The sequence below is a fragment of the Pseudomonas sp. 22490 genome, from assembly GCF_052044465.1.
GTDB lineage: Bacteria > Pseudomonadota > Gammaproteobacteria > Pseudomonadales > Pseudomonadaceae > Pseudomonas > Pseudomonas aeruginosa.
On record NZ_JBQENS010000055.1, the window covers coordinates 1 to 23061 of the forward strand.

The following is a 23061-nucleotide window of genomic DNA, read 5'->3' on the forward strand; positions in this document are numbered from 1 at the left end:
TCGGTGAAGGCGCCGGCGGTGATCAGGCCCTGCTTGGTGCCGGTGATGGACATATAGGCGGGTGTTGCCATGGATGCATTCCTTGTCAGTGGTAGCCGGGACGACATGTCCTGGTGCGGCAGCTACCCAACAAGCTTCGTGCCAATAAAATATTTACCTTTTAAATCAAACTCTTGAAGAATCTCCCGGCCCGCACGAACGCTTTCCCCTGGGTTTACCCCGAAAAAGTGAGCAAGTTGTTGCACAGTGCTATGCAAGAACTTGCTCACTTCATCGAAGACCCCGCCAGACCTTGGCCCCGGCGTTGTATCCACAGCTTTTCCCGAAGTTATCCAGCAAAAAGTTGCACACCTGCCGAGTGCCTCAGAGCCAGTTCTTGAACTTGAACCAGAGGTACGGAAGGATCGCCGATACCACCATCATCCCCAGCGCCATCGGATAGCCGATGGACCAGTCCAGCTCGGGCATGTCCTTGAAGTTCATGCCGTAGACCGTGCCCACCAGGGTCGGCGGCAGGAACAGTACGGCAGCGATGGAGAACACCTTGATGATGCTGTTCTGCTCGATGTTGATCAGGCCAAGGGTCGCGTCGAGGAGGAAGTTGATCTCGGTGGACATCTTCGCCAGGTACTCGTCCAGCGAGCGCACGTCGCGCTCCACGGTCTTCGCCAGCACCTTGGCCGGCTCGGAAAGCCAGCCGTTGCAACCCTGGCGGAAATAGCTGTTCATCCGATTGATGCTGAGCAGGCTGTCGTTGAGCTTGGACAGCAGCGAGCTGCTGCGCCCGAGGTGCTTGATGATCTGCTGCAGGTCGGTCTTCGGCTTGCGGGTCTGGGCGGTGGACTCGGCGAAGATCTCCCGCGACATGCTGCTCAGTTGCCCCTGTACGGCCTCCAACACGTCGGCGATGCGGTCCACCAGGCTGTCCATCATCAGGGCGAACAACTGGGTGCTGCTGCGGTTGGCGTCGAGCTGGCGGATGCAGCGGTTCTCGAACTCGCGGAACGAACGCAGGTCGGCGTAGCGCACGGTAATCAGCCATTTCTCGCTGAGGACGAAGGTCACTTCCTCTGTGCTCGGCCGGTGCTCGGTGATCCCGCCGACCACCGAAGTGGTCATGTAGAGGACGTTGCCGTCCTCGTAGAAGCGCGACGAATCCTCGATCTCGGCCATCTCCTCGCGGGTCGGGATGTTCACCTGCAGGTGGGATTCGAGCAGGCGCTCCTCTTCGGGGGTCGGGTGATGCAGGTCGATCCACAGGGTGCCCGGCGGCAACCCCCGCTGGGCATCGTCGTGCTGGCGTCGCTCCAGGCGGTCGCCGGAAAGGATGTAATAGGTGATCATGTCGGGTATCGCTACCTTCGCGGCCATCCGTTGGCCAAGCAGGGTGGACAACTTCCCGCCGCCGCACAAGCGGTACTTTGCGCCAGAACGAGGAACGCCCGATGAGCGAACAGGACGACAACCAGGAAGACGGCTTCGCCGAGGAAAAACTGATCCAGGCCATCGAGAACCAGATCGAAAGCGAGAATCCGCCGGCGGCGCGCGCCGTGTTCAACAAGCTGACCCTGGTCGGCTACGAGCGCGACGAGGCGCTGGGCATGATGGCCTACGTGCTGGCCCACGAGATCAACGCCATGCTCGCCGCCGACCGCGCTTTCGACAGCGCCGGCTACGAGCATGCGCTGCGTGCCCTGCCGACGTTGCCGGACGACGAATGAGCGGAGCCGGGCCGACTGGTGCCGGCGAATGCCCCTCGTATCCATGCGGTTTTGTTTCGCCAAACGCCTGCCGCTCTGGTAGAAAGGTGGCGCCCACTCTCCGTGCCACCTGCTTTCGCGGAGCGATACCGGATGCGATCCTGGTTCCACTTCCTGCCCATCTGCCTGCTGCTGGCCCTTTCCGGCCCGGCAGCGGCCGTCCCGACAGAACCCCTGGTGCTCGGCGCCGAAGACGACTGGTATCCCTATACTGCCTACAAGGACGGCCGCATCCAGGGCATGAGCGCGGACATCGTGCGGGCCGCCTTCAGGGCTGCGGACACGCCGGTCCAGCTCAATCCCTACCCCTACTCCCGCTGCATGAAGCTGGCCCTGAAAGGCTTGATCGCCGGCTGCTTCAATACCTCGCCGAACCCGCACATCCTCGCCGACTACCGTCTGCCCCGGCATCCGTTGTTCCGCGCGGAGATCCAGCTCTGGGCGCGACGCGACGAAGCGCGGCCGGTGAATGCGGAGCAGGCGCTGAGCGGACGGAAAGTCGCGGTGACCCTCGGCTATGAATACGGCGACGGCTTCGATCGCCGCCACGACCTGGTGCGCATCCCGGTGCGCAAGGACTACTACGGTTTCCTCATGCTCCAGCGCGGCCGCGTCGACTACGCCCTGGCCTACCGCAATACGGCTCGCCAGTTGTTCAGCGAACATCCCGAACTGGAAGGCCAGTTCCAGCCGGTGGCCACGGTCCACCGCCCGGAGCTGTACCTGTCGTTCTCGCGCCGCCACCCGCAGGCCGAGCATCTGCTCGAACGCTTCGACCTCGGCATGCAGCGCATCCTCGCCAGCGGCGAGTACCAGAAGATCCTCGACGGCTGGAGCCATGCCGCCGACGCTACGCCCTAGTCCAACTACACTCACCGGTGCTCAACACCGCAAGGAGCCGACATGGCCTTCACTCCCGAGCTGATCGACGAACTGGAACTGCTGGCGCTCTTCAACCTGAACAACACCCAGGAAGGACTCAAGGTCCATCACACCGCCGACGGCAAGGCCGTCGCCGCCGCCCGACGCCTGCACGACAAGGGGCTGATCGACCAGCCCGACGGCGGCTACCTGACCAGTCTGGGGCTGGACGCCGCGGAGCAGGCACAGGGCCTGCTGACCATCCTCAAGGGTTGACGGAAGCGGCCATCGCGACCTGCTCCCGACAGGCCGCGACGGTTGCCCCGGTTCGCGGTGCGGCGCTCAAGCCGCCGCGCTTCCGGGCGATACAATGGCATGACCGGAGCCAGGCACGGCGCCTGGCCTTGCCTGTGCCCGGACGCCCATGAACCGACACCCCGCACTCAGCCTCGATCTCGACGATGGCATCGACCGCAAGGTCCTCGGCCAGTTGCGCCAACGCTTCCTGGCGGTCAATGCCGGTCGCCTGCAACGCGCCCGGCAGGCGTTGTCCAGCCGCCAGGAGCGGGTCCTGCGCCTGCTACCGCTGCTGTTCCACATCAACCATCCGCTGCTGCCGGGCTACCTGTCGGCCAGCACGCCAGCGGGCCTGAGCGGTTTCGAGGCGGACGACGAAGTACTCGCCGAAGCCCAGCGCCTGGCCCGCTCGTTTGTCTACAAGCCACGCAGGCAAGAACCCGCACAGCAGCCGATCCACGGCCTGTTCCTGATGGGCAGCCTGGGGAGCCTGGCCCAGGAGGAACAGAGCGATCTCGACCTCTGGGTCTGCCATGCCCCAGAACTGGAGCCCGGCGCGCGCCAGGAGCTGCGCCGCAAGTGCGCGTTGATCGAGGACTGGGCGCGCAGCCAGGGCAGCGAGGTGCACTGTTTCCTGATCGACGTCGCCCGTTTCGGCCAGGACGAACGCAAAGACTGGAAAGAGTCCGGCGGCGACGGCAATACCCAGCACTTCCTGCTGCTCGACGAGTTCTACCGTAGCGCGATCTGGCTCGGCGGACGCACCCCTCTATGGTGGCTGGTGCCGCCGGCCCATGAACGGCGCTACGACGAATACTGCCGGACCCTGCTCGGCAAACGCTTCATCCGCGCCGAAGAGGTGCTCGACCTCGGCCACCTGGCGCACATCCCCGCCCGGGAGTTCATCGGCGCCGGCCTCTGGCAGTTGTCCAAGGCCATCGATTCGCCCTACAAGTCGCTGCTCAAGCTGCTGCTCACCGAAGCCTACGCCAGCGAGCACCCGCGGGTCCGCTGCGTCGCCCTGCGCTTCAAGGAGCAGGTATTCGCCGGCCAGCTCGATCTCGACGAACTGGACCCCTACGTCCTGGTCTATCGCCATCTAGAACGCTACCTGCGGGAACAGCAGGCGCCGGAACGCCTGGAACTCGTGCGGCGCTGCCTGTACCTCAAGGTCGGGCGCAAGCTCGGCGGTCGCCAGCGCCAGGCGCAGAAGGGCTGGCAGCACCTGTCGATGGAGCGGCTCGTCGCGGAATGGCAATGGGAGCCTCGCCGCTTGGCCCTGCTCGACAGCCGCAGCCAGTGGAAGATGCGCCAGGTGATGGAAGAGCGTCGCACGGTGGTCAACGAACTGACCTACAGCTACCGCCTGCTGTTCCAGATCGCCCGCCAGCAAGGCGCTGACAGCGGCATCGACAGCCGCGACCTGGGCCTGCTCGGCCGCCGCCTGTATGCCGCCTTCGAGCGCAAGGCAGGCAAGGTGGAGAACATCAACCCAGGGATCGCCCCGGATCTCGGCGAAGACGTCCTGACCCTGGTCCAGCTGCCCGCCGACGACGACCGCGAGCAGGCGCAGTGGGCGATCTTCCCCGGTGCCCTGGGCGCTCACCAGTGGCCTGACTACGCGCCGCTGAAACGCAGCCTCAGGCTGGTCGAGCTGCTCGCCTGGTGCCATCGCAACGGCGTCATCGACAGCGCCACCCGGCTGTCCCTGCATCCCGGCCAGAGCGACCTCGGCGATGCCGAACTGGACAATCTCCTGGGCAGCCTGCGGCAGTTCCTGCCGGTCCCCCTGGCGACCGTGGACGACGCCGACCTGCTGCAACCGCGTCGGCTCAAGAGCGTCCTGCTGCTGGTCAACGTCGGTGTCGACCCGCTGCGCCACCACAGCCAGATGAACCTGCACATGGCTACCGGGCGTACCGACGTGCTCGGTTATGCCGGGGTGCGCGACAACCTGGTGCTGACCCTCGACCAGCTCAGCCTCAACAGCTGGAACGAACTGACGGTGCGCCATTACGCAGGTCCCCAGGCGCTGCCCGAGTGCCTTGCCGAGTTCCTCGACGCCGTCCGCGAAAAGCCCGGAAGCCCGCCGCAGCCACCCGAACTGATGGTGCGCTGCTTCTGTCGCAACCGGGCCGCCGCCATCGCCGTGCGGGTCGAAGAGCTGTTCCGCGAAACCTACGGGCAACTGCTTGGCGGCCAGCCGAGCCGCTACCTGCTGCAGATCCGCCAGCAGTACCACCTGCTGGAAATGTCGCCGGAAGCGGTCAGCCACGAGAGCCTGCCCGACCTGCCGAGCCTGCTCCAGCACCTGGGCCGCGAGCGCGATGGCTACAGCGCCCTGAAGCTGGATCGCCACGCCCTGGAAGGCGAGGACCTCGGGCCGATCCTGTCCATGGGGCGGCCGGACTGCATCCAGGTGTTCTACCGGCGCGACTTCGACAGCGCCGAGATCAGCCTGCTCGACGAACGCAACGCGCTCTGGCGCCAGCGCCAGGCGTTGCGTGACGAACGCAGCCTGCTCGCACCGCTGCAGCGCTTCCTGCAATCGCTGCTGTACCGGCGCAACGCACTGTCGCTGGCGGAACAGGTGCCGGCCTCGCTGGATATCCGCTATTACGAGTTGCTCTCCAACGACGGCAGATTGCACGTCGAGCCTCGCGAAGCGCCGGAGGCCCTGGCCGGACCCGCGTTGTACGAGCTACAGGCGCTACTCGAACGCGGCGAACGCAAGCGCGTGCAGGTCACCCTGTACTGCGACCACCAGGAGTTTTCCGAACTGGAGTACGGCGCCGGCCTGTTCAAGGCGGTCGCCCGGCATATCCTGGCGCATCGCGCGGAAAGCGAACCCTACCCCTGCTACCTGACCGACCTCGACCTGTCGCGGCTGTTCGCCGACGAACAGCCGCAAACGCTGCACTATCTGCGTTATAAAAGCGTCCTGGAAACGGCGCTGAACCAGGCGCTGCTGGAACAATGACCCAGCGCCGCACCGCGCGGGGCTCGACAAGGACGTACGGATGGCACTCCTCGGTATTACCCTGCTCGCTGGCGCCGCATTCGTGGGCGGCTATCTCTACCGCCGCGGCCTGGATCGCCGGCGCTACCGCTTCATCCAGCAATTCCGCCTGCCGCCGCGGGTCGCCCAGGCGGTCCGCGAGCGCTATCCGCAGCTCAGCGAGGAACAGGTCCAACGGGTGCTCGGCGGCCTACGCGAATACCTGCTGCTATGCCGCGCCGCCGGCAAGCGGATGGTCGCGATGCCGTCCCAGGTGGTGGATGTCGCCTGGCACGAACTGATCCTGCATACCCGGCTCTACCAGCACGTCTGCCGCAAGGGACTCGGGCGCTTCCTCCACCATACGCCGGCCCAGGCGATGCGCAGCCCCCGACAGGCCCAGGAGGGCATCCAGCGCGCCTGGAAGCTGGCCTGCCGCCGCGAGGGCATCGACCCACTGAATCCCACGCGCCTACCGCTGCTGTTCGCCCTCGACACGGAACTGGCGATCGCCGACGGCTTCCGCTACGCCCTGAACTGCGCGCAGCGGCAAGACGGCGGCGCAGCGGTGTATTGCGCCAGCCATATCGGTTGCAGCAGCGGCTGCGCCAGCGATAGCGGCAGTACCTTCGGTTCGGACGGACAGGATTCGCGCCACGGCTGCGGCGGCGATAGCGGTGGAGACGGCGGCAGCGGTTGCGGGGGTGGAGGATGCGGGGGCGGTGGGGGCGACTGAGGGTCGCGAAGCCCGTCGCCGAATGGCGACGGGCGAAAACCGATCAGCGCGCGTAGTCGCCGGCGGCTTCCGGCTGGTATTCGATTTCCAGCAGGGTCAGCTTCAGCGTCTTGCCGCTCGGCGCCGGCCAGTCGATGGTCTGGCCGATGGTCAGGCCCAGCAGCGCGGTGCCCACCGGCGCGAGGATCGAGACCTTGCCTTCGCCGGCGACGTCTTCGGGATAGACCAGGGTCAGGGTGTACTCCTTGCCGCTGCTTTCCTCGCGGCAGCGCACGGTGGAGTTCATGGTCACGACGCCCGGCGGAATCTCGTCATGCCCCACCACCTGGGCGCGCGACAGTTCGGCCTCCAGCGCCTCGGCGGCGGGTCCGAATTCGTCCAGGCCATCCAGCAGGCGCTCCAGGCGCTGCAGGTCCAGACGAGTGATGGTGATCGGCGGCGTGCTCATGATCGCAGGCGTGCTCCTTGGTCCGGTTCGGTTGATCGATGAAAAGCAGGAATCGCAAAAAAGCAAAAACCCCGCCCGAAGGCGGGGTTTTCCCGGACACTAACACAGTCGCAGGAATTAGCAACATCCCCCCTATCAGGAGAGACGGCCCGCCAGCGACTGGCGTCGAGCGGCCTGTGACCTGATCTGCAAGCGGCGGGAATCGTCGGCCTTGCCCCACTCGCGGATTTCCGCCAGGGAACGTCCGCAGCCGACGCAAACGTCCGCATCGTCGAGGCAGCACAGGCGCCGGCAAGGCGAGGCCACCGCCGGCGGCGAAGCCTCAGAGGCCGGGGAACTCGACATCCTCGCCCCCCTGCTCCAGGGTCGCCCGGTTGAGCAGCGCGCCCAGCGGTTCCTGGCTGCCATCGTGGCGCCAGAGGCCGCTGGCCTCGTCGTAATCGAAGTGGAAGCCGCCCGACTTCGCAGCCACCCACAGCTGGCGCAACGGCGCCTGGCGGCTGAGGATCAGCTGCGAGCCGTTCTCGAAGCGTACGGTGAGCACGCCGCCGGCGTTCTCCAGGTCGAGGTCCAGGTCGCTGTCATCGAAGGCGTCTTCCACCTGCTGCTGGAGCGCATCGACCAGGTCGTGGAAACGCGCTTCATTCATCGTACTCATGCATTGCCTCGGCATTCGCTAACGGGAAAAAAGGCGGACGACTACCTTCGTCTTGCCCTATTCCGACAATTCTACGCTGGTATTGCCGTAGTCCGCGCTGTTTTGCCGCGACGCTCGCGGAAAACGCCGGCATCCCCTCTGCCGCAGGCCATTCCCCTGCAAGCCCCGGCACACCTGATCCGGCTCGCATAGGCAAGGCGCCGGGGGGTCGGTATACTCCGGAACAATTCACGTTTTCTACAAGGATTCCGTCATGAAGCGGCTGTTCCTGTCCTTCGTCGCGCTCGCCCTCCTCGCCGGCTCCATCGCCGCCTGCGGCCAGAAAGGCCCGCTGTACCTGCCGGACGACGAAAAAGCCAAGAAAGAACACAGCAAAGACCGCTACGGTTTCTGAGAGAGCGCCCATGGACACATTCAGTTACCGCGACGGTGAGCTGTTCGCGGAAGGGGTGGCGCTTTCCCGCATCGCCGAGCGTTTCGGCACGCCCACCTACGTCTATTCCCGCGCACACATCGAGGCCCAGTACCGCGCCTATGCCGATGCCCTCGCCGGCATGCCGCATCTGGTCTGCTTCGCGGTCAAGGCCAACTCCAACCTCGGGGTGCTGAATGTGCTGGCGCGCCTCGGCGCCGGTTTCGACATCGTTTCCCGCGGTGAGCTGGAGCGTGTCCTGGCCGCCGGCGGCGATCCGGCCAAGGTGGTGTTCTCCGGCGTCGGCAAGACCCGCGACGACATGCGCCGCGCCCTGGAAGTCGGCGTGCACTGCTTCAACGTCGAGTCCGGCGAAGAGCTGGAGCGCCTGCAACGGGTAGCTGCGGAACTCGGCGTGAAAGCGCCGGTATCGCTGCGGGTCAACCCGGACGTGGACGCCCAGACCCACCCCTATATCTCCACCGGCCTGAAAGAGAACAAGTTCGGCATCGCCATCGACGAGGCCGAGGCGGTCTACGCCCGCGCCGCCGAGCTTGACCACCTGGAGGTGATCGGCGTCGACTGCCACATCGGCTCGCAGTTGACCCAGCTGGAGCCCTTCCTCGACGCCCTCGAGCGCCTGCTCGGGCTGGTCGACCGCCTGGCCGGCAAAGGCATCGGCATTCGCCACCTGGACCTCGGTGGTGGCCTCGGGGTGCGCTACCGCGACGAACAGCCGCCGCTGGCCGGCGACTACATCCGCGCCATCCGCGAGCGCCTGCACGGCCGCGACCTGACCCTGGTGTTCGAGCCGGGCCGGTCCATCGTCGCCAACGCCGGCGTGCTGCTGACCCGTGTCGAGTACCTCAAGCACACCGAGCACAAGGATTTCGCCATCGTCGACGCGGCGATGAACGACCTGATCCGCCCGGCTCTCTACCAGGCCTGGATGGACGTGCAGGCGGTACGCCCGCGCGACGCCGCGCCGCGCCGCTACGACCTGGTCGGGCCGATCTGCGAGACCGGTGACTTCCTCGCCAAGGATCGCGACCTGGCGCTCGCCGAAGGCGACCTCCTGGCGGTGCGCTCGGCCGGCGCCTACGGCTTCGTCATGAGCTCGAACTACAACACCCGCGGCCGCGCCGCCGAGGTGCTGGTGGATGGCGAGCAGACCCACGAGGTCCGTCGCCGCGAGACCGTCCAAGAGCTCTACGCCGGCGAAAGCCTGCTGCCGCAGTGAGGCCCAGACCATGCTTTTGCGCTTCACCAAGATGCATGGCCTGGGCAACGACTTCATGGTCCTCGACCTGGTCAGCCAGCACGCCCATGTGCAGCCCAAGCACGTCAAGCTCTGGGGCGACCGCAACACCGGGGTCGGCTTCGACCAGTTGCTGATCGTCGAAGCCCCGAGCAGCCCCGACGTCGACTTCCGCTACCGGATCTTCAACGCCGACGGCTCCGAGGTCGAGCAGTGCGGCAACGGCGCACGCTGCTTCGCCCGCTTCGTTCAGGACAAGCGCCTGACGGTGAAGAAGAGCATCCGCGTAGAAACCAAGGGCGGCATCATCGAACTGAATATCCGCCCGGACGGCCAGGTCACGGTGGACATGGGTCCGCCGCGCCTGGCCCCGGCCGAGATACCGTTCCAGGCCGAGCGCGAAGCCTTGTCCTATGAGATAGAGGTGAATGGCCAGCGCGTCGAACTGGCCGCGGTATCCATGGGCAATCCCCATGGCGTGCTGCGCGTCGAGAACGTCGACAGCGCACCGGTACACAGCCTCGGTCCGCAACTGGAAGTCCATCCGCGCTTCCCGAAGAAGGCCAACATCGGCTTCCTCCAGGTGCTCGATCCGCACCATGCGCGCCTGCGCGTCTGGGAGCGCGGCGTCGGCGAGACCCAAGCCTGCGGCACCGGCGCCTGCGCCGCGGCGGTTGCCGGGATTCGCCAGGGCTGGCTGCAATCGCCGGTGCAGATCGACCTCCCCGGCGGCCGCCTGCACATCGAGTGGGCAGGTCCCGGCCAGCCCGTTATGATGACCGGGCCTGCCGTCCGCGTGTATGAAGGCCAGGTCCGCCTGTAAGGGCCGTCGCCCGCGAGAACCGAGACGCTTATGACCGAGAAAAGCCAGGAACCGACAGCAGCGCTGGACGCCGAGCAGGTGGCCGCTTATCTGAGCCAGCACCCGGAGTTCTTCGTCGAGCATGACGAGCTGATCCCCGAGTTGCGCATCCCACACCAGCCCGGCGACGCAGTGTCGCTGGTGGAGCGCCAGGTACGCCTGCTGCGCGAGCGCAACATCGAGATGCGCCACCGGCTCTCGCAACTGATGGACGTGGCCCGCGAGAACGACCGCCTGTTCGACAAGACCCGCCGCCTGGTCCTCGACCTGCTCGACGCCACCAGCCTGGAAGACGTGGTCAGTACCGTCGAGGACAGCCTGCGCCACGAGTTCCAGGTGCCCTACGTGAGCCTGATCCTGTTCAGCGACAGTAGCGTCTCGGTGGGCCGCTCGGTGAGCAGCGCGGAGGCGCACCAGGCCATCGGCGGCCTGCTCTCCGGCGGCAAGACCGTCTGCGGCGTGCTGCGTCCGCACGAACTGGCGTTTCTCTTCGGCGAGAGCGACCGCGACGAGATCGGCTCCGCAGCGGTGGTCTCCCTGAGTTTCCAGGGCCTGCACGGCGTGCTCGCCATCGGCAGTCCCGATCCGCAGCATTACAAGAGTTCCCTCGGCACCCTGTTCCTCGGCTACGTCGCCGAGGTCCTGGCCCGCGTGCTGCCGCGTTTCTCCTCGCCGCTGCGCTCGGTCCGCTGAGCGCGGCGGGCGGTCCGAGATGCACGCCGACCTGGATGCCTTCCTCGAACATCTGCGCAGCGAGCGCCAGGTCTCCGCGCACACCCTCGACGGCTACCGCCGCGACCTGCTGAAGATCCTCGCCCTCGCCGAAAAGGCCGGGCTCTCCGACTGGAACGCCCTCGACACCCGCAGCCTGCGCACCTTCGTCGCCCGCCTGCACCAGCAGGGCCAGTCCAGCCGCAGCCTGGCACGGCTGCTCTCGGCGACGCGCGGCCTCTACCAGTACCTGCTACGCGAAGGGCGCTGCCGGCACGACCCTGCCAACGGCCTGAGCGCGCCGAAGAGTCCGCGCAAGCTGCCCAGGACCCTCGACGCCGACCGCGCCCTGCAATTGCTCGACGGTGCCGTGGAGGATGACTTCATCGCCCGCCGCGACCAGGCCCTGCTGGAGCTGTTCTATTCCTCCGGGCTGCGCCTCTCGGAACTGGTCGGCCTCGATCTCGAATGGCTGGACCTCAAGGAAGGCCTGGTGCGAGTGCGTGGCAAGGGCAACAAGGTCCGCGAGCTGCCGGTCGGCAAGGCCGCGCGCCAGGCGCTCGAAGCCTGGCTGCCGCTGCGCGCCCAGGCCGCTCCGGAAGACGGTGCGGTGTTCATCGGTCGCGGCGGCAAGCGCCTGACGCCGCGGGCGATCCAGCTGCGGGTGCGCCAGGCCGGCGTCCGCGAGCTGGGCCAGCACCTGCACCCGCACATGCTGCGGCACTCCTTCGCCAGCCATCTGCTGGAGTCGTCCGGCGACCTGCGCGCCGTGCAGGAACTGCTCGGCCACGCCGACATCGCCACGACCCAGATCTATACCCACCTGGACTTCCAGCACCTGGCCTCGGTCTACGACCGCGCCCATCCCCGCGCCAAGCGCAAGGGCAACGCCGATGGAGGCAACGACCCATGAGCAGCCTGCGACTGATCACCTTCGACCTCGACGACACCCTGTGGGACGTCGCCCCGGTGATGAACAACGCCGAGGCCCTGCTCCGCGAATGGCTGGCGAGCAACGCGGCGCGCCTGGGTCCGGTACCCATCGAGCACCTGTGGGCGATCCGCACCCGCCTGCTGGATCGCGAGCCGATGCTGCGCCACCGTCTCAGCGAGCTGCGCCGGCGCATCCTGTTCCATGCTCTGCTCGACGCTGGTTATCCACAGGCGGAGGCGGAAAGCCTGGCCGAGGCCGGTTTCCAGGTATTCCTCGAAGCGCGCCACCGGGTCACCCTGTTTCCCGAGGTCCACCCGACCCTGGAGATCCTCGCCGACCGCTTCACCCTCGGCGTGCTCACCAACGGTAACGCCGACGTGCGCCGCCTGGGCCTGGCCGACTACTTCCGGTTCGCCCTCTGCGCCGAAGAACTGGGCGTCGGCAAGCCCGACCCGACGCCATTCCGCGAAGCCCTGAAGCGCGCCGGCGTCGAGGCCTCGGCAGCGATACACATCGGCGACCACCCCAGCGACGACATCGCCGGAGCGCGCCGCGCCGGCATGCGTGCCATCTGGTTCAACCCAAACGGCAAGCCCTGGGCCGGGGAGGAAGAGCCGAGCGCGGAGATCCGCAGCCTCGCCGAGCTGCCGGCCCTGCTCGCCCGCCTGCAATGACGGACCGGGCCCCCGGTCGCGGGTAGCGCCTAGGCACGCGAAGCGCTGGCCTTTATGCGCCCGACCCCGCGCAAGATGGAAAACGCCACCGCAACCGCAGCCAACGTCAGCGACACGCCGAAAAGCAGCAACGCCGTCGACGCACCGAAGCGATCCGCGATCAACCCGGTGAAGATCACCGGCAGGCTGAAGCCGAGGTAGGCCAACAGGAAGTAGCCCGCGCTGGCCCGCGGCTTTTCCGCACCGGCCAGGACATTCACCGCCGACAGCCCGCCCAGGTAGGTGAAGCCGTAGCAGGAACTGCTCGCGCCCAGCGCACCGAACAGCACCGCAGCCAGTGAGCCGTGGATCGCGCCCCAGGCCAGCAGGGCATAGCTCGGCGGCAGGATCACCAGCCCCAGGCAGGTCGCCGAGGCCGGCGCCATCCGCCGCGCCAGCGGCTGGAACAGCAGGCCGCAGCTGATCACGGTGAAGGTCGAGAAGCCCGACCAGCGCGCCAGCCCGTGGGCCGCCAGCAGCGAAGGCAGGACCGCGATGACCAGACCCACAGTGGCCCATGCCAGCAGGATCGAGAGGCCGTACGGCAGGCTGCCGGCGGGAAAGAACGGCAGCCGCAGCATCGGCGTATCGCGCCCGCGCGGCGCCTCGTCCGGCAGGCCCGCCACCGCCGCCAGGGCCACGCAGGCCAGTCCCAGCTGGACCCAGAAGCTGCCGGGCACCAGGCTCTCCCGGAACAGCAGGAACAGACTGGTCAGTGCCGCGCCGAGGCCGAAGCCGAGCGAGGTGCTGGCGGTCACCCAGTTGGCCGAGGTGCGGGAATCCCCGCCCGCCATCAGTTCGCTCATGTAGGCCGTCCCGGTGGCCGATGCCAGGGCCGTGCCGACGCCGAGCAACAGGCGCGCCACGCCGAGCGCCTCCAGGCGCGGCCAGAGCGCCATCACCAGGGTGGCCACCATCGACAGCAGCAGCGCGACGACGATCGGCGGCTTGCGCCCGATCCGATCGGACAACCCGCCGAGTACCAGCAGCACCGGCAGTACGCCGAGCACATAGCCGGAGAAAGCGCTGGCGGTAGCTGCCGCGCCGTAGCCGGAAAGCTCCGCGTAGGCGGTGTACAGCGGCGCCTGGAGGTTCACCGCCAAGGTGATCAGGCACAGGCCGAAAGCCAGGCATGCGGCGTGGCGACGGGTATTGCTCATGCGTTTCTCCGTTCAAGGGCCTGCCGCGGCAGAGCGGTGGGCATTGGCTAGCCAGCGAGAAGAGGCGTCGACTATCCGGCGCGGCGGCGCTACGGAACAAGTAACAGCTGTTCGGATTTGTGCTTAACTGTTCGCCCAAAAAGACCAAACAGTGAGTCAGGCATGCACCTCCGGATCGACCGCAATGCCAGCGAGCCGCTGGTGCAGCAGATCGTCGCAGGGGTCAGCGGCTGGATCCGCGGCAATCGCGTCCGCGCCGGCACGCGGATTCCGTCGATACGCCAGTTGGCCAGGGAAAACCAGCTCAGCCAGTCCAGCGTGATCGAGGCCTACGACCGCCTGGTCGCCCTGGGGATGCTGGAATCGCGGCACGGCTCGGGGTTCTTCGTCGCCGAGGCGCCCGCCGCCACTACCGACCTCGACAGCGAATGGCACGAAGGCGCGGAAAACGCATGGGGCCAGTTCAGCGGCAGCTCGACGAAACTCAAGCTCGGCTGCGGCTGGATTCCGGACAGTTGGCGGGAAGTCGAGGAACTCAGCTACGCGATCCGCCAGGTCGCCCGCAGCGAACTCGCCGGGCTGTTCGACTACAGCACTCCGCTGGGCCTGCCGGCGCTGCGCCAGCACATCCAGAAACGCCTGCGGCTGATCGATATCCATGTCGACCCGGAGCAGATCCTCACCACCACCGGCGCCAGCCATGCCCTCGACCTGTTGGTACGCACGCTGCTCAAGCCGGGCGACGTGGTGGTGGTGGAGAACCCCGGCTACTACAACCTGTTCAACCTGCTGAAGTTCCACGGGGTGAAGATGCTCGGCGTGCCGCGCACCCGCCACGGCCCGGACACCGCCGCGCTGGAGACGATCCTCCGCGCGCACAAGCCGAAGTTCCTTTTCACCAACAGCATGTACCACAACCCCACCGGCACCAGCCTCAGCCCCTCAGTGGCCCACCGCGTGCTGCAACTGGCCGAGCAGCATGATTTCCACATCGTCGAGGATGACATCTACGCCGACTTCCAGAACGGCCCCAGCACCCGCCTGGCAACCCTCGATTCGCTGCGCCGGGTGATCTACCTGGCGAGCTTTTCGAAGACCCTCAGTTGCTCGCTACGGGTCGGCTACCTGATCGCCGACCCCGAGCTGATCCGGCGCCTGGCGGATGTGAAGATGTACACCAGCATCGGCAGCCAGCGCTTCGCCGAATGCGTGGTCTCGACCATGCTCGCCAACGGCAGTTACCGCAAGCTGGTGCAACGCCTGCGCCAGCGCCTGACCCGGCAGATGGCGGCGACCCTGCGGGTGCTTGGGGACAACGGCTGGGAGGTGTTCGCCGAACCGGTCGGCGGGATGTTCGTCTGGGCCCGTATCGGCGACTACCCGTTCGCCGAATTGCAGGCCGTGGCGACACGCCTGAACGTGCTGCTGTCGCCGGGCAGCGGCTTCAGCCCGGAAGGCGAGGAGAGCGACTGGCTGCGTATCAACATCGCCTATGCCAGCGACCCTCGGGCCCTGGCGTTCTTCGAGGCGTTCGGGTGAGGCGCGCTCTTGCCCTCCCCTGCCTCACTGGTAGTCGAGCAGGATCACCATCGCGGCCAGGACCGAGCCGGGCGTGATTTTCTCGGCGGTCTGCACATAGGACGCTTTCATCGGGATCCAGTAAGCCCCGCCGGTGTTCTTGTCGTACGCGGTCACCGGCAACGAGAGTCCCATCCGTAGCGGAACGCCGGCCTCGTCGGTGACCCGGATCGATACGCCGGTCGCGGTGCTGCCCGCCAGGCGCGGCAATACACCCGAGCCTTCGGCCACCGCGCCCCCCACCGCTTGAAGGCTGTAGCCGACGCGGTTGTACCCGCGAGGACAGCCGGCCACTACGAGATTGAACGGGGTAACGGCCGCGTAGGTGCCGACGCCGTTCAGCCGTGCGGCAGCGATCGACTGCAGCTTCACGGTCTGGTCGGCGACCTGGCAGGTCGCATTGATCGTGGTGACGCTCCCGGTCAACCTGATGGAAGAGGTGCCAGACGCGATAAGCCCGTCCTTGTAGGTAATGAGGAAGTACGAGTTGAACGCTCCGCTCGCGAACTGGCCGTCGGAGAGCGGCGTCGAGTTGCGGAACAACTGGACCTCCGCGATTTGCGAGAAAGTGCCCTTGAAACGGCTGCTCGCCGGTATGCCATCCAGCAGCAGGCGCACCGAAAGGCCCGGCACGTTGGTATTCAGGTCCGGACCATCGACCGGGTCCCAGACACTTCCCTTGTTGTACAGAGCGACGCCGATGAGATCGCAGCTGGGCTTGCCGCACAGTTGCATGGGAGTGAACGTGTAGCGCGACGTGACGTTTCCCTCGGGAAGGATCGAGGGGACGGCGATATCGCGGCCGCCGAAAGCGTACAGATTGGCAGCCATGCTGGTGCCGGCGGGAACGAACAGGACTGCCGCGATCAGCAGGGTTCGACGGAACGTCTTGAACTCCATGGGATGACAACCGATGTGTCCGGCATGTCCGGGAAAATCCACCGGAACCGGAGTGAACTTGATGGGTGGCTAATCTTTTCAGAACACCTGGAAAGGAGCCATAAGACAGGACCTACACGGCTCCGCGAATCCACCTAAGAATCGCTAGGAAAATTCTTAAGCAAGCTCTACAGCTCGCTCTCCGGCAGCCCCGGACGCCGCTTGGAGCGCCTGGATGGCAAGCAGCTTCGGTTGACGATGTGGAACGGTAGCGCTGCCACCGGAAAGGAAAAGGCCTTGGCCCGTCGCCAGCCGTGCCTGAACAGGCGAAAGATCGGCTCGCCAACCGGGATGCGGCGGGGCGAGATGCCCGTCAAAGTGACCGGCGCCATAGCACAAGGCCCGCCATCCCTTGCGGGAGGCGGGCCTTGGGATGGCGCGAAATCAGATGGGGCGGCTGCCGTACTTGCTGTCCGGCTTCTTCGGCGGATCGGCCACCACGTTGGGTTCGATCTCCTGCACCTTTCCACCGCGGGAAAGGAACTCCTCCATCGCCTTGGCGAGGGCGTCACGCTCTTTCTGCTTGGCTTCGACCGAGGGCAGCTCCTCTTCCACCACGGCGGCTTTCGCCTTCTTCCCGGGGGCGGGGGCCTCGTCGCCGTCGCCGCTGTCCGCTTCGCCGTCGTCGGCCGCGGCCAGCTCTTCGCCGTCGTCCTCGTCAGCGCCGTCCAGCTCGTCCTGTTCCAGTTCTTCTTCGCTCATGGTCAACCTCTCGGTGCTGCAAAAGCAGGTTAGTTATAGCCCAGCCGCGCGTTTTGATGAGCGCCGCCGGAAAAAATTCATACTGACTCGCCCTGCCAGGTGGCGAGCACGCGCCGTGCCCCGCCCCTGTCCCGGTGTTCACCGAGATAGATCCCCTGCCAGGTGCCCAGTGCCAACCCTCCCGACTGTATCGGCAGGGTCAGTTGGCAGCCCAGCAGGCTGGCCTTGAAATGCGCCGGAAGGTCGTCCGGACCTTCGTCGTTGTGTTCATAGCCGACTTCGCCGCGTGGCGCCAGCCGCTCGAAAAAACGCTCGAAATCCCGGCGTACGGCAGGATCGGCATTTTCATTCAGGGTCAGTGAAGCCGACGTATGTTGCAAAAGCAGGTGCAGCAGGCCGACCCGGCACCGCCGAAGCTCCGGCAAGGCGTCGAGTATCTCCTCGGTGACGAGGTGAAAGCCCCGCGGACGCGGGCGCAAGGTGATCAGGGTCTGCTGCCACATGCTGCTGTTCCAAATCGGCTCCGATCCGTCGCGCCGCGCATTCTAGCGCGGCATTTGAAAAAGCAAAGAGCGTAAGAGGCAGACCTGTGAAAGCTGATGGTGGCGCAGTCCGCTGGCAGTCACTGAAAGACCGGTTGCGGAAAGGTGGTGGCAGTCGCGGGAAGCGCCCAGGACTTTCGACGCACAAGGGCATGGCGTTCGGCGAAGGCGAGCGCGGGAGGCAAACCGACGCCCGGCGGAAAGCCGGGCGCCGGCAGGTATTACAGGTTGTAGCCGCGCTCGTTGTGCAGCGCCAGGTCGAGGCCGACCGCTTCCTCTTCCTCGGTGACCCGCAGGCCCATGACCAGGTCCAGCACCTTGAGGATCACGAAGGTCACCACGGCGGTGTAGACCACGGTGAAGGCCACGCCCTTGAACTGCACGAAGAACTGCGCGCCGATGTCCTCCACGCTGCCGAAGCCGCCCAGCGACGGCGCCGCGAAGATCCCGGTGAGCAGCGCGCCGACGATACCGCCGACCGCATGTACGCCGAAGGCGTCGAGGGAATCGTCGTATTTCAGCGCGCGCTTGAGACTGGTGGCGGCGAAGAAACAGATCACCCCGGAGGCCAGGCCGATCACCAGCGCGCCCATCGGACCGGCGGTGCCGGCGGCCGGGGTGATGGCCACCAGACCGGCGACCACGCCGGACGCGATGCCGAGGGCGCTCGGCTTGCCGTGGGTGATCCACTCGGCGAACATCCAGGCCAGGGCCGCGGCGGCGGTGGCGATCTGGGTCACCAGCATGGCCATCCCGGCGGTGCCGTTGGCGGCGGCGGCGGAACCGGCGTTGAAACCGAACCAGCCGATCCACAGCATGGCCGCCCCGACCAAGGTGTAGCCGAGGTTGTGCGGCGCCATCGGCGTGGTCGGGTAGCCCTTGCGCTTGCCCAGCACCAGGCAGGCGACCAGACCGGCGATACCGGCGTTGATGTGCACCACGGTGCCGCCGGCGAAGTCCAGCACGCCCCAGTCCCACATCAGGGCGCCGTCACCGCTCCAGACCATGTGCGCGATCGGCGCGTAGACCACGGTGAACCAGACCGCCATGAAGATCAGCATCGCCGAGAACTTCATGCGCTCGGCGAAGGCGCCGACGATCAGCGCCGGAGTGATGATCGCGAAGGTCATCTGGAAGGTGATGAACACGCTTTCCGGGAACAGCGCGGTGGCGGAAGTCAGGCCGTCGGCGGTGAGACCGCTGAGGAAGGCCTTGTCCAGTCCGCCGACGAAGGAATTGAAGTTGAGGACGCCCTTCTCCATCCCGGCGGTATCGAACGCCAGGCTGTAGCCATAGACCACCCAGAGAATGGTGATCAGGCCGGTGATGGCGAAGCACTGCATCATGATCGACAGCACGTTCTTCGCTCGCACCATGCCGCCGTAGAACAGCGCCAGGCCGGGGATGGTCATGAGCAGGACGAGCGCAGTGGAGATCAGCATCCAGGCGGTGTCGCCGCTGTTCAGGACGGGCTCCTCGGCGGCCAGGGCGACGCCCGGCAAAGCGAGGGACAATAGGGCTCCTAGCCCTGCGATCTTACGCAGAGTCATGTTGGAATTCTCCTGGGGCTTTTGGGGGTTCGGTTGGGCTTAGATCGCGTCGGTATCGGTTTCGCCGGTACGGATGCGGATGGCCTGTTCCAGGTTCACCACGAAGATCTTGCCGTCACCGATCTTGCCGGTATTGGCCGCCTTGGTGATCGCCTCGATGACGCGGTCCAGCTGGTCGTCGGCGATCGCCACGTCGATCTTCACCTTGGGCAGGAAGTCGACGACGTACTCGGCGCCGCGATACAGCTCGGTGTGGCCCTTTTGCCGGCCGAAACCCTTGACCTCGGTCACCGTGATGCCCTGCACACCGATCTCGGACAACGACTCGCGGACGTCGTCCAACTTGAACGGCTTGATGATGGCAGTGACTAGCTTCATGAAACTCTCTCCCGTGTTTGGTGGACTCGCCCCAGGAAAACGAACCCGAGGACAGTCTAAGCGCAGTGTCTGGCTTTGTAACGCGCCGGTCCCTCTGGGAAGCATGATCGGGACCCTCCGCCCCGACCTGGCCCTGCTGCGGCCGTTCGATGCCGCAACCTGCCGGCCTCCCGCAACCGCCTCATCTGCCGCACCGGTACTGCTTCAGTGCACGCCTCACCCCGGCCAAAGCAGAAAGCTTGCCAGCTCCGGCAAATCCGCCGGATTTCAAGCTCTTAGCCGCCAACCCGGGGATAGTGCGGAACGCCGGGCTCCGGGCGGCGCACCAAATAGGCGCAGACGCGCTCCGACAGTTGCGCAAAAAGTGTGCAATGGCCCTCCCGCGAGCGCCGCCGACATCGTGCTAGACTGCCGCCCACTCGTTACCGGAACCCTCGCCATGCTGCCGCCCAAAGCCGTCTTCGAAGCCCTCAGCCAACAAGCCAGCCGCCTGTTCGCCGGCGAATCGCCGTTGCCCAAGGCCGAGCTGGAGTCGCAGTTCCGCGCCCTGATGCAGAGCGCCTTCAGCAAGCTCGACCTGGTCAGCCGCGAGGAGTTCGACAGCCAGATGCTGGTCCTCGCCCGCACTCGCGCACGGCTGGAAGCCCTGGAGGCCAAGGTGGCGGAACTCGAAAGCAAGCTGACGCCGCCCGCCGACTGATCCTCCCCCCTGCGAGCGGCGTGAGATCAAGGAGCGATCCATGTCCCTGGCGATTGTCCACAGCCGAGCCCAGGTCGGCGTCGAAGCCCCCTGCGTCAGCGTCGAGGCGCACCTGGCCAACGGCCTGCCTTCGCTGACCCTGGTCGGCCTGCCGGAAACCGCGGTGCGCGAGAGCAAGGACCGCGTGCGCAGCGCCCTGCTCAATGCCGGTTTCGACTTCCCCGCGCGGCGCATCACCCTCAACCTCGCCCCCGCCGACCTACCCAAGGACGGCGGTCGCTTCGACCTGGCCATCGCACTCGGCATCCTCGCCGCCAGCGGCCAGTTGCCCGGCACCGCCCTCGACGGCCTGGAGTGCCTCGGCGAACTGGCCCTGTCCGGGGCGATCCGGCCAGTGCGAGGCGTATTGCCGGCCGCGCTGGCGGCGCGCGACGCAAGGCGCGTTCTGGTGGTACCGAAGGAAAATGCCGAAGAGGCCAGCCTGGCCAGCGGGCTGACGGTGTTCGCCGTGGACCACCTGCTGGAGATCGCCGGACACCTCTCCGGCCAGGCCCCGCTGCCGCCCTACCAGGCCCGCGGCCTGCTCCGCGCGCCCTTCCCTTATCCAGACCTGGCCGAGGTCCAGGGCCAGGCCGCCGCCAAGCGCGCCCTGCTGGTGGCCGCCGCCGGCGCGCACAACCTGTTGCTCAGCGGCCCGCCGGGCACCGGCAAGACCCTCCTGGCCAGCCGCCTGCCCGGCCTGCTGCCGGCGCTCGACGAGGACGAAGCCCTGGAGGTCGCGGCGATCCATTCGGTGGCCAGCCACGTCCCCCTCAGGCACTGGCCGCAGCGACCGTTCCGCCAGCCGCACCACTCCGCCTCCGCGCCGGCCCTGGTCGGCGGCGGCAGCCGCCCGCAGCCGGGCGAGATCACCCTGGCGCACCAGGGCGTGCTGTTCCTCGACGAACTGCCGGAGTTCGAGCGCAAGGTCCTGGAGGTCCTGCGCGAGCCGCTGGAAAGCGGCGAGATCGTCATTGCCCGGGCCAACGGCCGGGTACGTTTCCCGGCGCGCTTCCAACTGGTGGCGGCTTTTGTAAGCGAAACTGCTGATCAGGGATTTAGAAGCCAATGCTAGCTTCCCGCTCGCATACTCGCGCCTGAGAAAAGACAGGTCAGTCGCGCTGTTATCGAAGTACTTTGGCCCAGTCACGTCGGATCAGTGCTTCGCAGGATCGTATTCTGGCTGCGAAGTAGTGTTGCGAAACAATCCTCATGCTCCTCTACGTGGAGTAGGAGATGGTCACACCATCTGGATCAAGCAGACCCTACCAGCCCCGGTCAACAGCACATGCCCCACAACCACATCATGAGCCGATACCAGGAACAGTAAACCTCACCATCACCATCACCATCACCTGCCGCTACGCGAGCAAGTCGATAAGCGATACTTGGCATAGCGACAAAATGACCAGTCCAACATCACATCGTCATTGACCAACGACACACCGCGTCGTCAAGGCCGGACACGGAGGTACTGCTGTCGATCTCTTAGACTTGGAGCGCGATGCGCTGGCCCACGCTGTACCTGAGGGATGCTTGGCGGAGAACGGTTGGAAGGTGGGTCGCCGGGGTTCTTAGTCGATGCTATGAACAGTCGTCGAGTGTTCAAGAACGACTTCACCATGGCATTGGGCAAGGTTTTAGCGCAGCAAAAGACTTAATTCTAATTCGGAGGAAGCATGGGTATTTCGTACTACCTTGCATGTTTGGAGACGCGGCAATACGTCTGGGTAGGCAAGCTTGCCCCGCACGGGGTAGTGCCGGCGGCGGATGCCGACGGCTCCATCGCCATGTTCGCGCTGGAGAATCGGAACAAGCCGTTAATCGTCGTGAGCGAAAGCCATCCGATCCTCGAAGAGGGCGTAGAGTGGTCGCCGCCGATAACGCCGGGGCAACAATGACCAATTCACGCCAATCGAATCTCCAGACACTCGCCGCGCTACCTGTGATAGCGCACATCATCGATGGGCAGCTTGAAGCCCTGAAGAGCAGTACATCGCTCTCCAGCAAACACAAGACCAGCCCGGTTCGATGGATGACAGGACAGTTGAGCATGTGCTGAAAGGGGAAAACATGGGGCGCCGACAGCACTATTCTGCGGGGCCCCTCGCTTGCTTTTGGATAACACCAAACACTGCCACCGAGATACCTTAAGACGCGGAGGCTAGGCGCTGGCACTTACCCGCCGAACCTGGATAGCATGGCCAACGCTCACCTTGCGGCGGGGCTTGGCGTTGCCCACGACAATCGCGGATCCGTCGGCTTTGGTTTCAACGAGGTAGCTGCCCTGCACCTTCATGACGGTATGCCCGGCTGCGAGCGCTCGCAGATAGGCCGCGCGAGTCGCATCTGCGGCGACTGCTGGAATCTCGTCTTCAAGATTCCGAATCTCGCGTTCGGTAAGGCGCTTTTTTCTTGGCATACGTTTCTCCCGAGAGGAAGCTGGGCGTATCGGTGCCGCTCTAGGGCAATGCTACCCGCCGCTCACCAGATTCCGGTAGAACCGACCATCACATCTTCATTCCACCAACAGCTCGAACGGTCAAGAATCGACTGGGTCCGAGAACAGCAACGCCACAAGGTATAGTGTTTGAGATATTCGGCGACATTGGCCAAGGTGTTCTCGCTGGAACTCATGAACTTCAGGGCATCGAAGGGAGCCACCTTTGAGCGCATGTTCATCGACCCACAGCCAAGATCGAGGCGAATGTTCATGGTTGTCTAGCAGGCTGATTCGCCAGCTCGTCAACTCTGTGCCCACCGGTTGCAGATCCAGCCATGGATCTGCTGCGCACGGGGCATTGACTCCCCATGCGAGCGTAACC

Annotated in this window: 26 protein-coding genes and 2 pseudogenes; 15 read left to right on the plus strand and 13 right to left on the minus strand. The window is 65.9% G+C overall.

Going from position 1 to position 23061, the window contains the following annotated elements; translation table 11 throughout:
* Together ACTJJX_RS33460 and ACTJJX_RS33465 are read right to left on the minus strand one after the other, a co-directional pair.
* A pseudogene (locus tag ACTJJX_RS33460) lies at window positions 1-71 on the minus strand (Hcp family type VI secretion system effector); the annotation flags it as partial.
* A gap of 292 nt (window positions 72-363) precedes the next feature.
* Window positions 364-1344: a magnesium transporter CorA family protein gene (locus ACTJJX_RS33465; protein WP_003096411.1), complete on the minus strand. Its 981-nt coding sequence runs from the start codon at window positions 1342-1344 to the stop codon at window positions 364-366.
* Window positions 1345-1445: 101 nt separating this feature from the next.
* Between ACTJJX_RS33465 and ACTJJX_RS33470 the strand changes: the two genes are divergently transcribed.
* From ACTJJX_RS33470 to ACTJJX_RS33490, 5 genes are all read left to right on the plus strand, one after another.
* Window positions 1446-1721 (plus strand): hypothetical protein, encoded by a 276-nt coding sequence (locus tag ACTJJX_RS33470; protein WP_003114340.1) that lies wholly within the window; start codon window positions 1446-1448, stop codon window positions 1719-1721.
* 132 nt (window positions 1722-1853) lie between these two features.
* Entirely contained in the window at window positions 1854-2621 is a 768-nt protein-coding gene (locus ACTJJX_RS33475; RefSeq protein WP_023082481.1) for a substrate-binding periplasmic protein, read from the plus strand.
* Window positions 2622-2663: 42 nt separating this feature from the next.
* The gene (locus tag ACTJJX_RS33480; RefSeq protein ID WP_003096418.1) at window positions 2664-2897 is read left to right on the plus strand and encodes a TIGR02647 family protein; all 234 of its coding nucleotides are present in this window, start codon (window positions 2664-2666) and stop codon (window positions 2895-2897) included.
* A gap of 148 nt (window positions 2898-3045) precedes the next feature.
* A complete protein-coding gene (locus ACTJJX_RS33485) occupies window positions 3046-5898 on the plus strand; it encodes a class I adenylate cyclase (RefSeq protein ID WP_023082482.1) in 2853 nt (950 codons plus the stop codon).
* A gap of 40 nt (window positions 5899-5938) precedes the next feature.
* Entirely contained in the window at window positions 5939-6652 is a 714-nt protein-coding gene (locus ACTJJX_RS33490; RefSeq protein WP_003118053.1) for a glycine-rich domain-containing protein, read from the plus strand.
* Between the two features lie 43 nt (window positions 6653-6695).
* On the opposite strand, the gene rnk is transcribed toward ACTJJX_RS33490, so the two are convergent.
* The 3 genes from rnk to cyaY form a co-directional block, all read right to left on the minus strand.
* Window positions 6696-7100 (minus strand): nucleoside diphosphate kinase regulator, encoded by a 405-nt coding sequence (rnk, locus tag ACTJJX_RS33495; protein WP_003096424.1) that lies wholly within the window; start codon window positions 7098-7100, stop codon window positions 6696-6698.
* A gap of 135 nt (window positions 7101-7235) precedes the next feature.
* The gene (locus ACTJJX_RS33500) at window positions 7236-7445 is read right to left on the minus strand and encodes a DUF1289 domain-containing protein (RefSeq protein WP_003161172.1); all 210 of its coding nucleotides are present in this window, start codon (window positions 7443-7445) and stop codon (window positions 7236-7238) included.
* On the minus strand, window positions 7423-7758 hold the full coding sequence (cyaY, locus tag ACTJJX_RS33505; RefSeq protein WP_003121284.1) for an iron donor protein CyaY: 336 nt from the start codon (window positions 7756-7758) through the stop codon (window positions 7423-7425). Before cyaY ends, ACTJJX_RS33500 begins: the two co-directional genes overlap by 23 nt.
* Before the next feature lie 253 nt (window positions 7759-8011).
* On the opposite strand from cyaY, the gene lptM reads away from it, so the two are divergent.
* From lptM to ACTJJX_RS33535, 6 genes are read left to right on the plus strand one after another with little or no spacing between them, the layout of a single operon-like run.
* Window positions 8012-8152 (plus strand): LPS translocon maturation chaperone LptM, encoded by a 141-nt coding sequence (gene lptM, locus ACTJJX_RS33510; protein WP_003096430.1) that lies wholly within the window; start codon window positions 8012-8014, stop codon window positions 8150-8152.
* A 10-nt stretch (window positions 8153-8162) separates the two neighbouring features.
* Window positions 8163-9410: a diaminopimelate decarboxylase gene (gene lysA, locus ACTJJX_RS33515; protein ID WP_003118055.1), complete on the plus strand. Its 1248-nt coding sequence runs from the start codon at window positions 8163-8165 to the stop codon at window positions 9408-9410.
* A 10-nt stretch (window positions 9411-9420) separates the two neighbouring features.
* Window positions 9421-10251, plus strand: coding sequence for a diaminopimelate epimerase (dapF, locus tag ACTJJX_RS33520; protein ID WP_003098223.1), 831 nt, complete (start codon window positions 9421-9423; stop codon window positions 10249-10251).
* Window positions 10252-10281: 30 nt separating this feature from the next.
* On the plus strand, window positions 10282-10983 hold the full coding sequence (locus ACTJJX_RS33525; RefSeq protein ID WP_003096433.1) for a DUF484 family protein: 702 nt from the start codon (window positions 10282-10284) through the stop codon (window positions 10981-10983).
* Between the two features lie 19 nt (window positions 10984-11002).
* A complete protein-coding gene (xerC, locus tag ACTJJX_RS33530; RefSeq protein WP_016852260.1) occupies window positions 11003-11914 on the plus strand; it encodes a tyrosine recombinase XerC in 912 nt (303 codons plus the stop codon).
* A complete protein-coding gene (locus tag ACTJJX_RS33535; RefSeq protein ID WP_012614677.1) occupies window positions 11911-12609 on the plus strand; it encodes an HAD family hydrolase in 699 nt (232 codons plus the stop codon). The genes xerC and ACTJJX_RS33535 overlap by 4 nt, the downstream gene beginning before the upstream one ends.
* 29 nt (window positions 12610-12638) lie before the next feature.
* Here ACTJJX_RS33535 and ACTJJX_RS33540 read toward each other — a convergent pair whose 3' ends face one another.
* Window positions 12639-13808 (minus strand): MFS transporter, encoded by a 1170-nt coding sequence (locus tag ACTJJX_RS33540; RefSeq protein ID WP_003163069.1) that lies wholly within the window; start codon window positions 13806-13808, stop codon window positions 12639-12641.
* 162 nt (window positions 13809-13970) lie between these two features.
* On the opposite strand from ACTJJX_RS33540, the gene ACTJJX_RS33545 reads away from it, so the two are divergent.
* The gene (locus tag ACTJJX_RS33545; protein WP_016852261.1) at window positions 13971-15347 is read left to right on the plus strand and encodes an aminotransferase-like domain-containing protein; all 1377 of its coding nucleotides are present in this window, start codon (window positions 13971-13973) and stop codon (window positions 15345-15347) included.
* A gap of 24 nt (window positions 15348-15371) precedes the next feature.
* On the opposite strand, the gene ACTJJX_RS33550 is transcribed toward ACTJJX_RS33545, so the two are convergent.
* The 5 genes from ACTJJX_RS33550 to glnK form a co-directional block, all read right to left on the minus strand.
* Window positions 15372-16286 carry a fimbrial protein gene (locus ACTJJX_RS33550; protein WP_003098236.1) on the minus strand — a complete coding sequence of 305 codons (915 nt, stop codon included), beginning with the start codon at window positions 16284-16286 and terminating at the stop codon, window positions 15372-15374.
* 423 nt (window positions 16287-16709) lie between these two features.
* Window positions 16710-17027, minus strand: coding sequence for a transcriptional regulator SutA (sutA, locus tag ACTJJX_RS33555; protein WP_003098240.1), 318 nt, complete (start codon window positions 17025-17027; stop codon window positions 16710-16712).
* Between the two features lie 77 nt (window positions 17028-17104).
* A complete protein-coding gene (locus tag ACTJJX_RS33560) occupies window positions 17105-17530 on the minus strand; it encodes a secondary thiamine-phosphate synthase enzyme YjbQ (RefSeq protein ID WP_003096441.1) in 426 nt (141 codons plus the stop codon).
* 260 nt (window positions 17531-17790) lie between these two features.
* Entirely contained in the window at window positions 17791-19119 is a 1329-nt protein-coding gene (locus tag ACTJJX_RS33565) for an ammonium transporter (protein WP_003109815.1), read from the minus strand.
* Between the two features lie 39 nt (window positions 19120-19158).
* Entirely contained in the window at window positions 19159-19497 is a 339-nt protein-coding gene (gene glnK, locus ACTJJX_RS33570) for a P-II family nitrogen regulator (RefSeq protein WP_003096476.1), read from the minus strand.
* A 439-nt stretch (window positions 19498-19936) separates the two neighbouring features.
* Here glnK and ACTJJX_RS33575 point away from each other — a divergent pair, with 439 nt between their 5' ends.
* From ACTJJX_RS33575 to ACTJJX_RS33585, 3 genes and pseudogenes are all read left to right on the plus strand, one after another.
* Window positions 19937-20197, plus strand: a complete 261-nt coding sequence (locus ACTJJX_RS33575; protein ID WP_003096478.1) for an accessory factor UbiK family protein — start codon at window positions 19937-19939, stop codon at window positions 20195-20197.
* Window positions 20198-20237: 40 nt separating this feature from the next.
* A pseudogene (locus ACTJJX_RS33580) lies at window positions 20238-21266 on the plus strand (YifB family Mg chelatase-like AAA ATPase); the annotation flags it as partial.
* Between the two features lie 649 nt (window positions 21267-21915).
* Entirely contained in the window at window positions 21916-22137 is a 222-nt protein-coding gene (locus ACTJJX_RS33585) for a hypothetical protein (RefSeq protein WP_003109817.1), read from the plus strand.
* 263 nt (window positions 22138-22400) lie between these two features.
* On the opposite strand, the gene ACTJJX_RS33590 is transcribed toward ACTJJX_RS33585, so the two are convergent.
* Together ACTJJX_RS33590 and ACTJJX_RS33595 are read right to left on the minus strand one after the other, a co-directional pair.
* On the minus strand, window positions 22401-22658 hold the full coding sequence (locus tag ACTJJX_RS33590) for a hypothetical protein (protein ID WP_003109818.1): 258 nt from the start codon (window positions 22656-22658) through the stop codon (window positions 22401-22403).
* A 62-nt stretch (window positions 22659-22720) separates the two neighbouring features.
* Window positions 22721-22951 carry a hypothetical protein gene (locus ACTJJX_RS33595; RefSeq protein ID WP_153274562.1) on the minus strand — a complete coding sequence of 77 codons (231 nt, stop codon included), beginning with the start codon at window positions 22949-22951 and terminating at the stop codon, window positions 22721-22723.
* Between the last annotated feature and the right edge of the window lie 110 nt (window positions 22952-23061).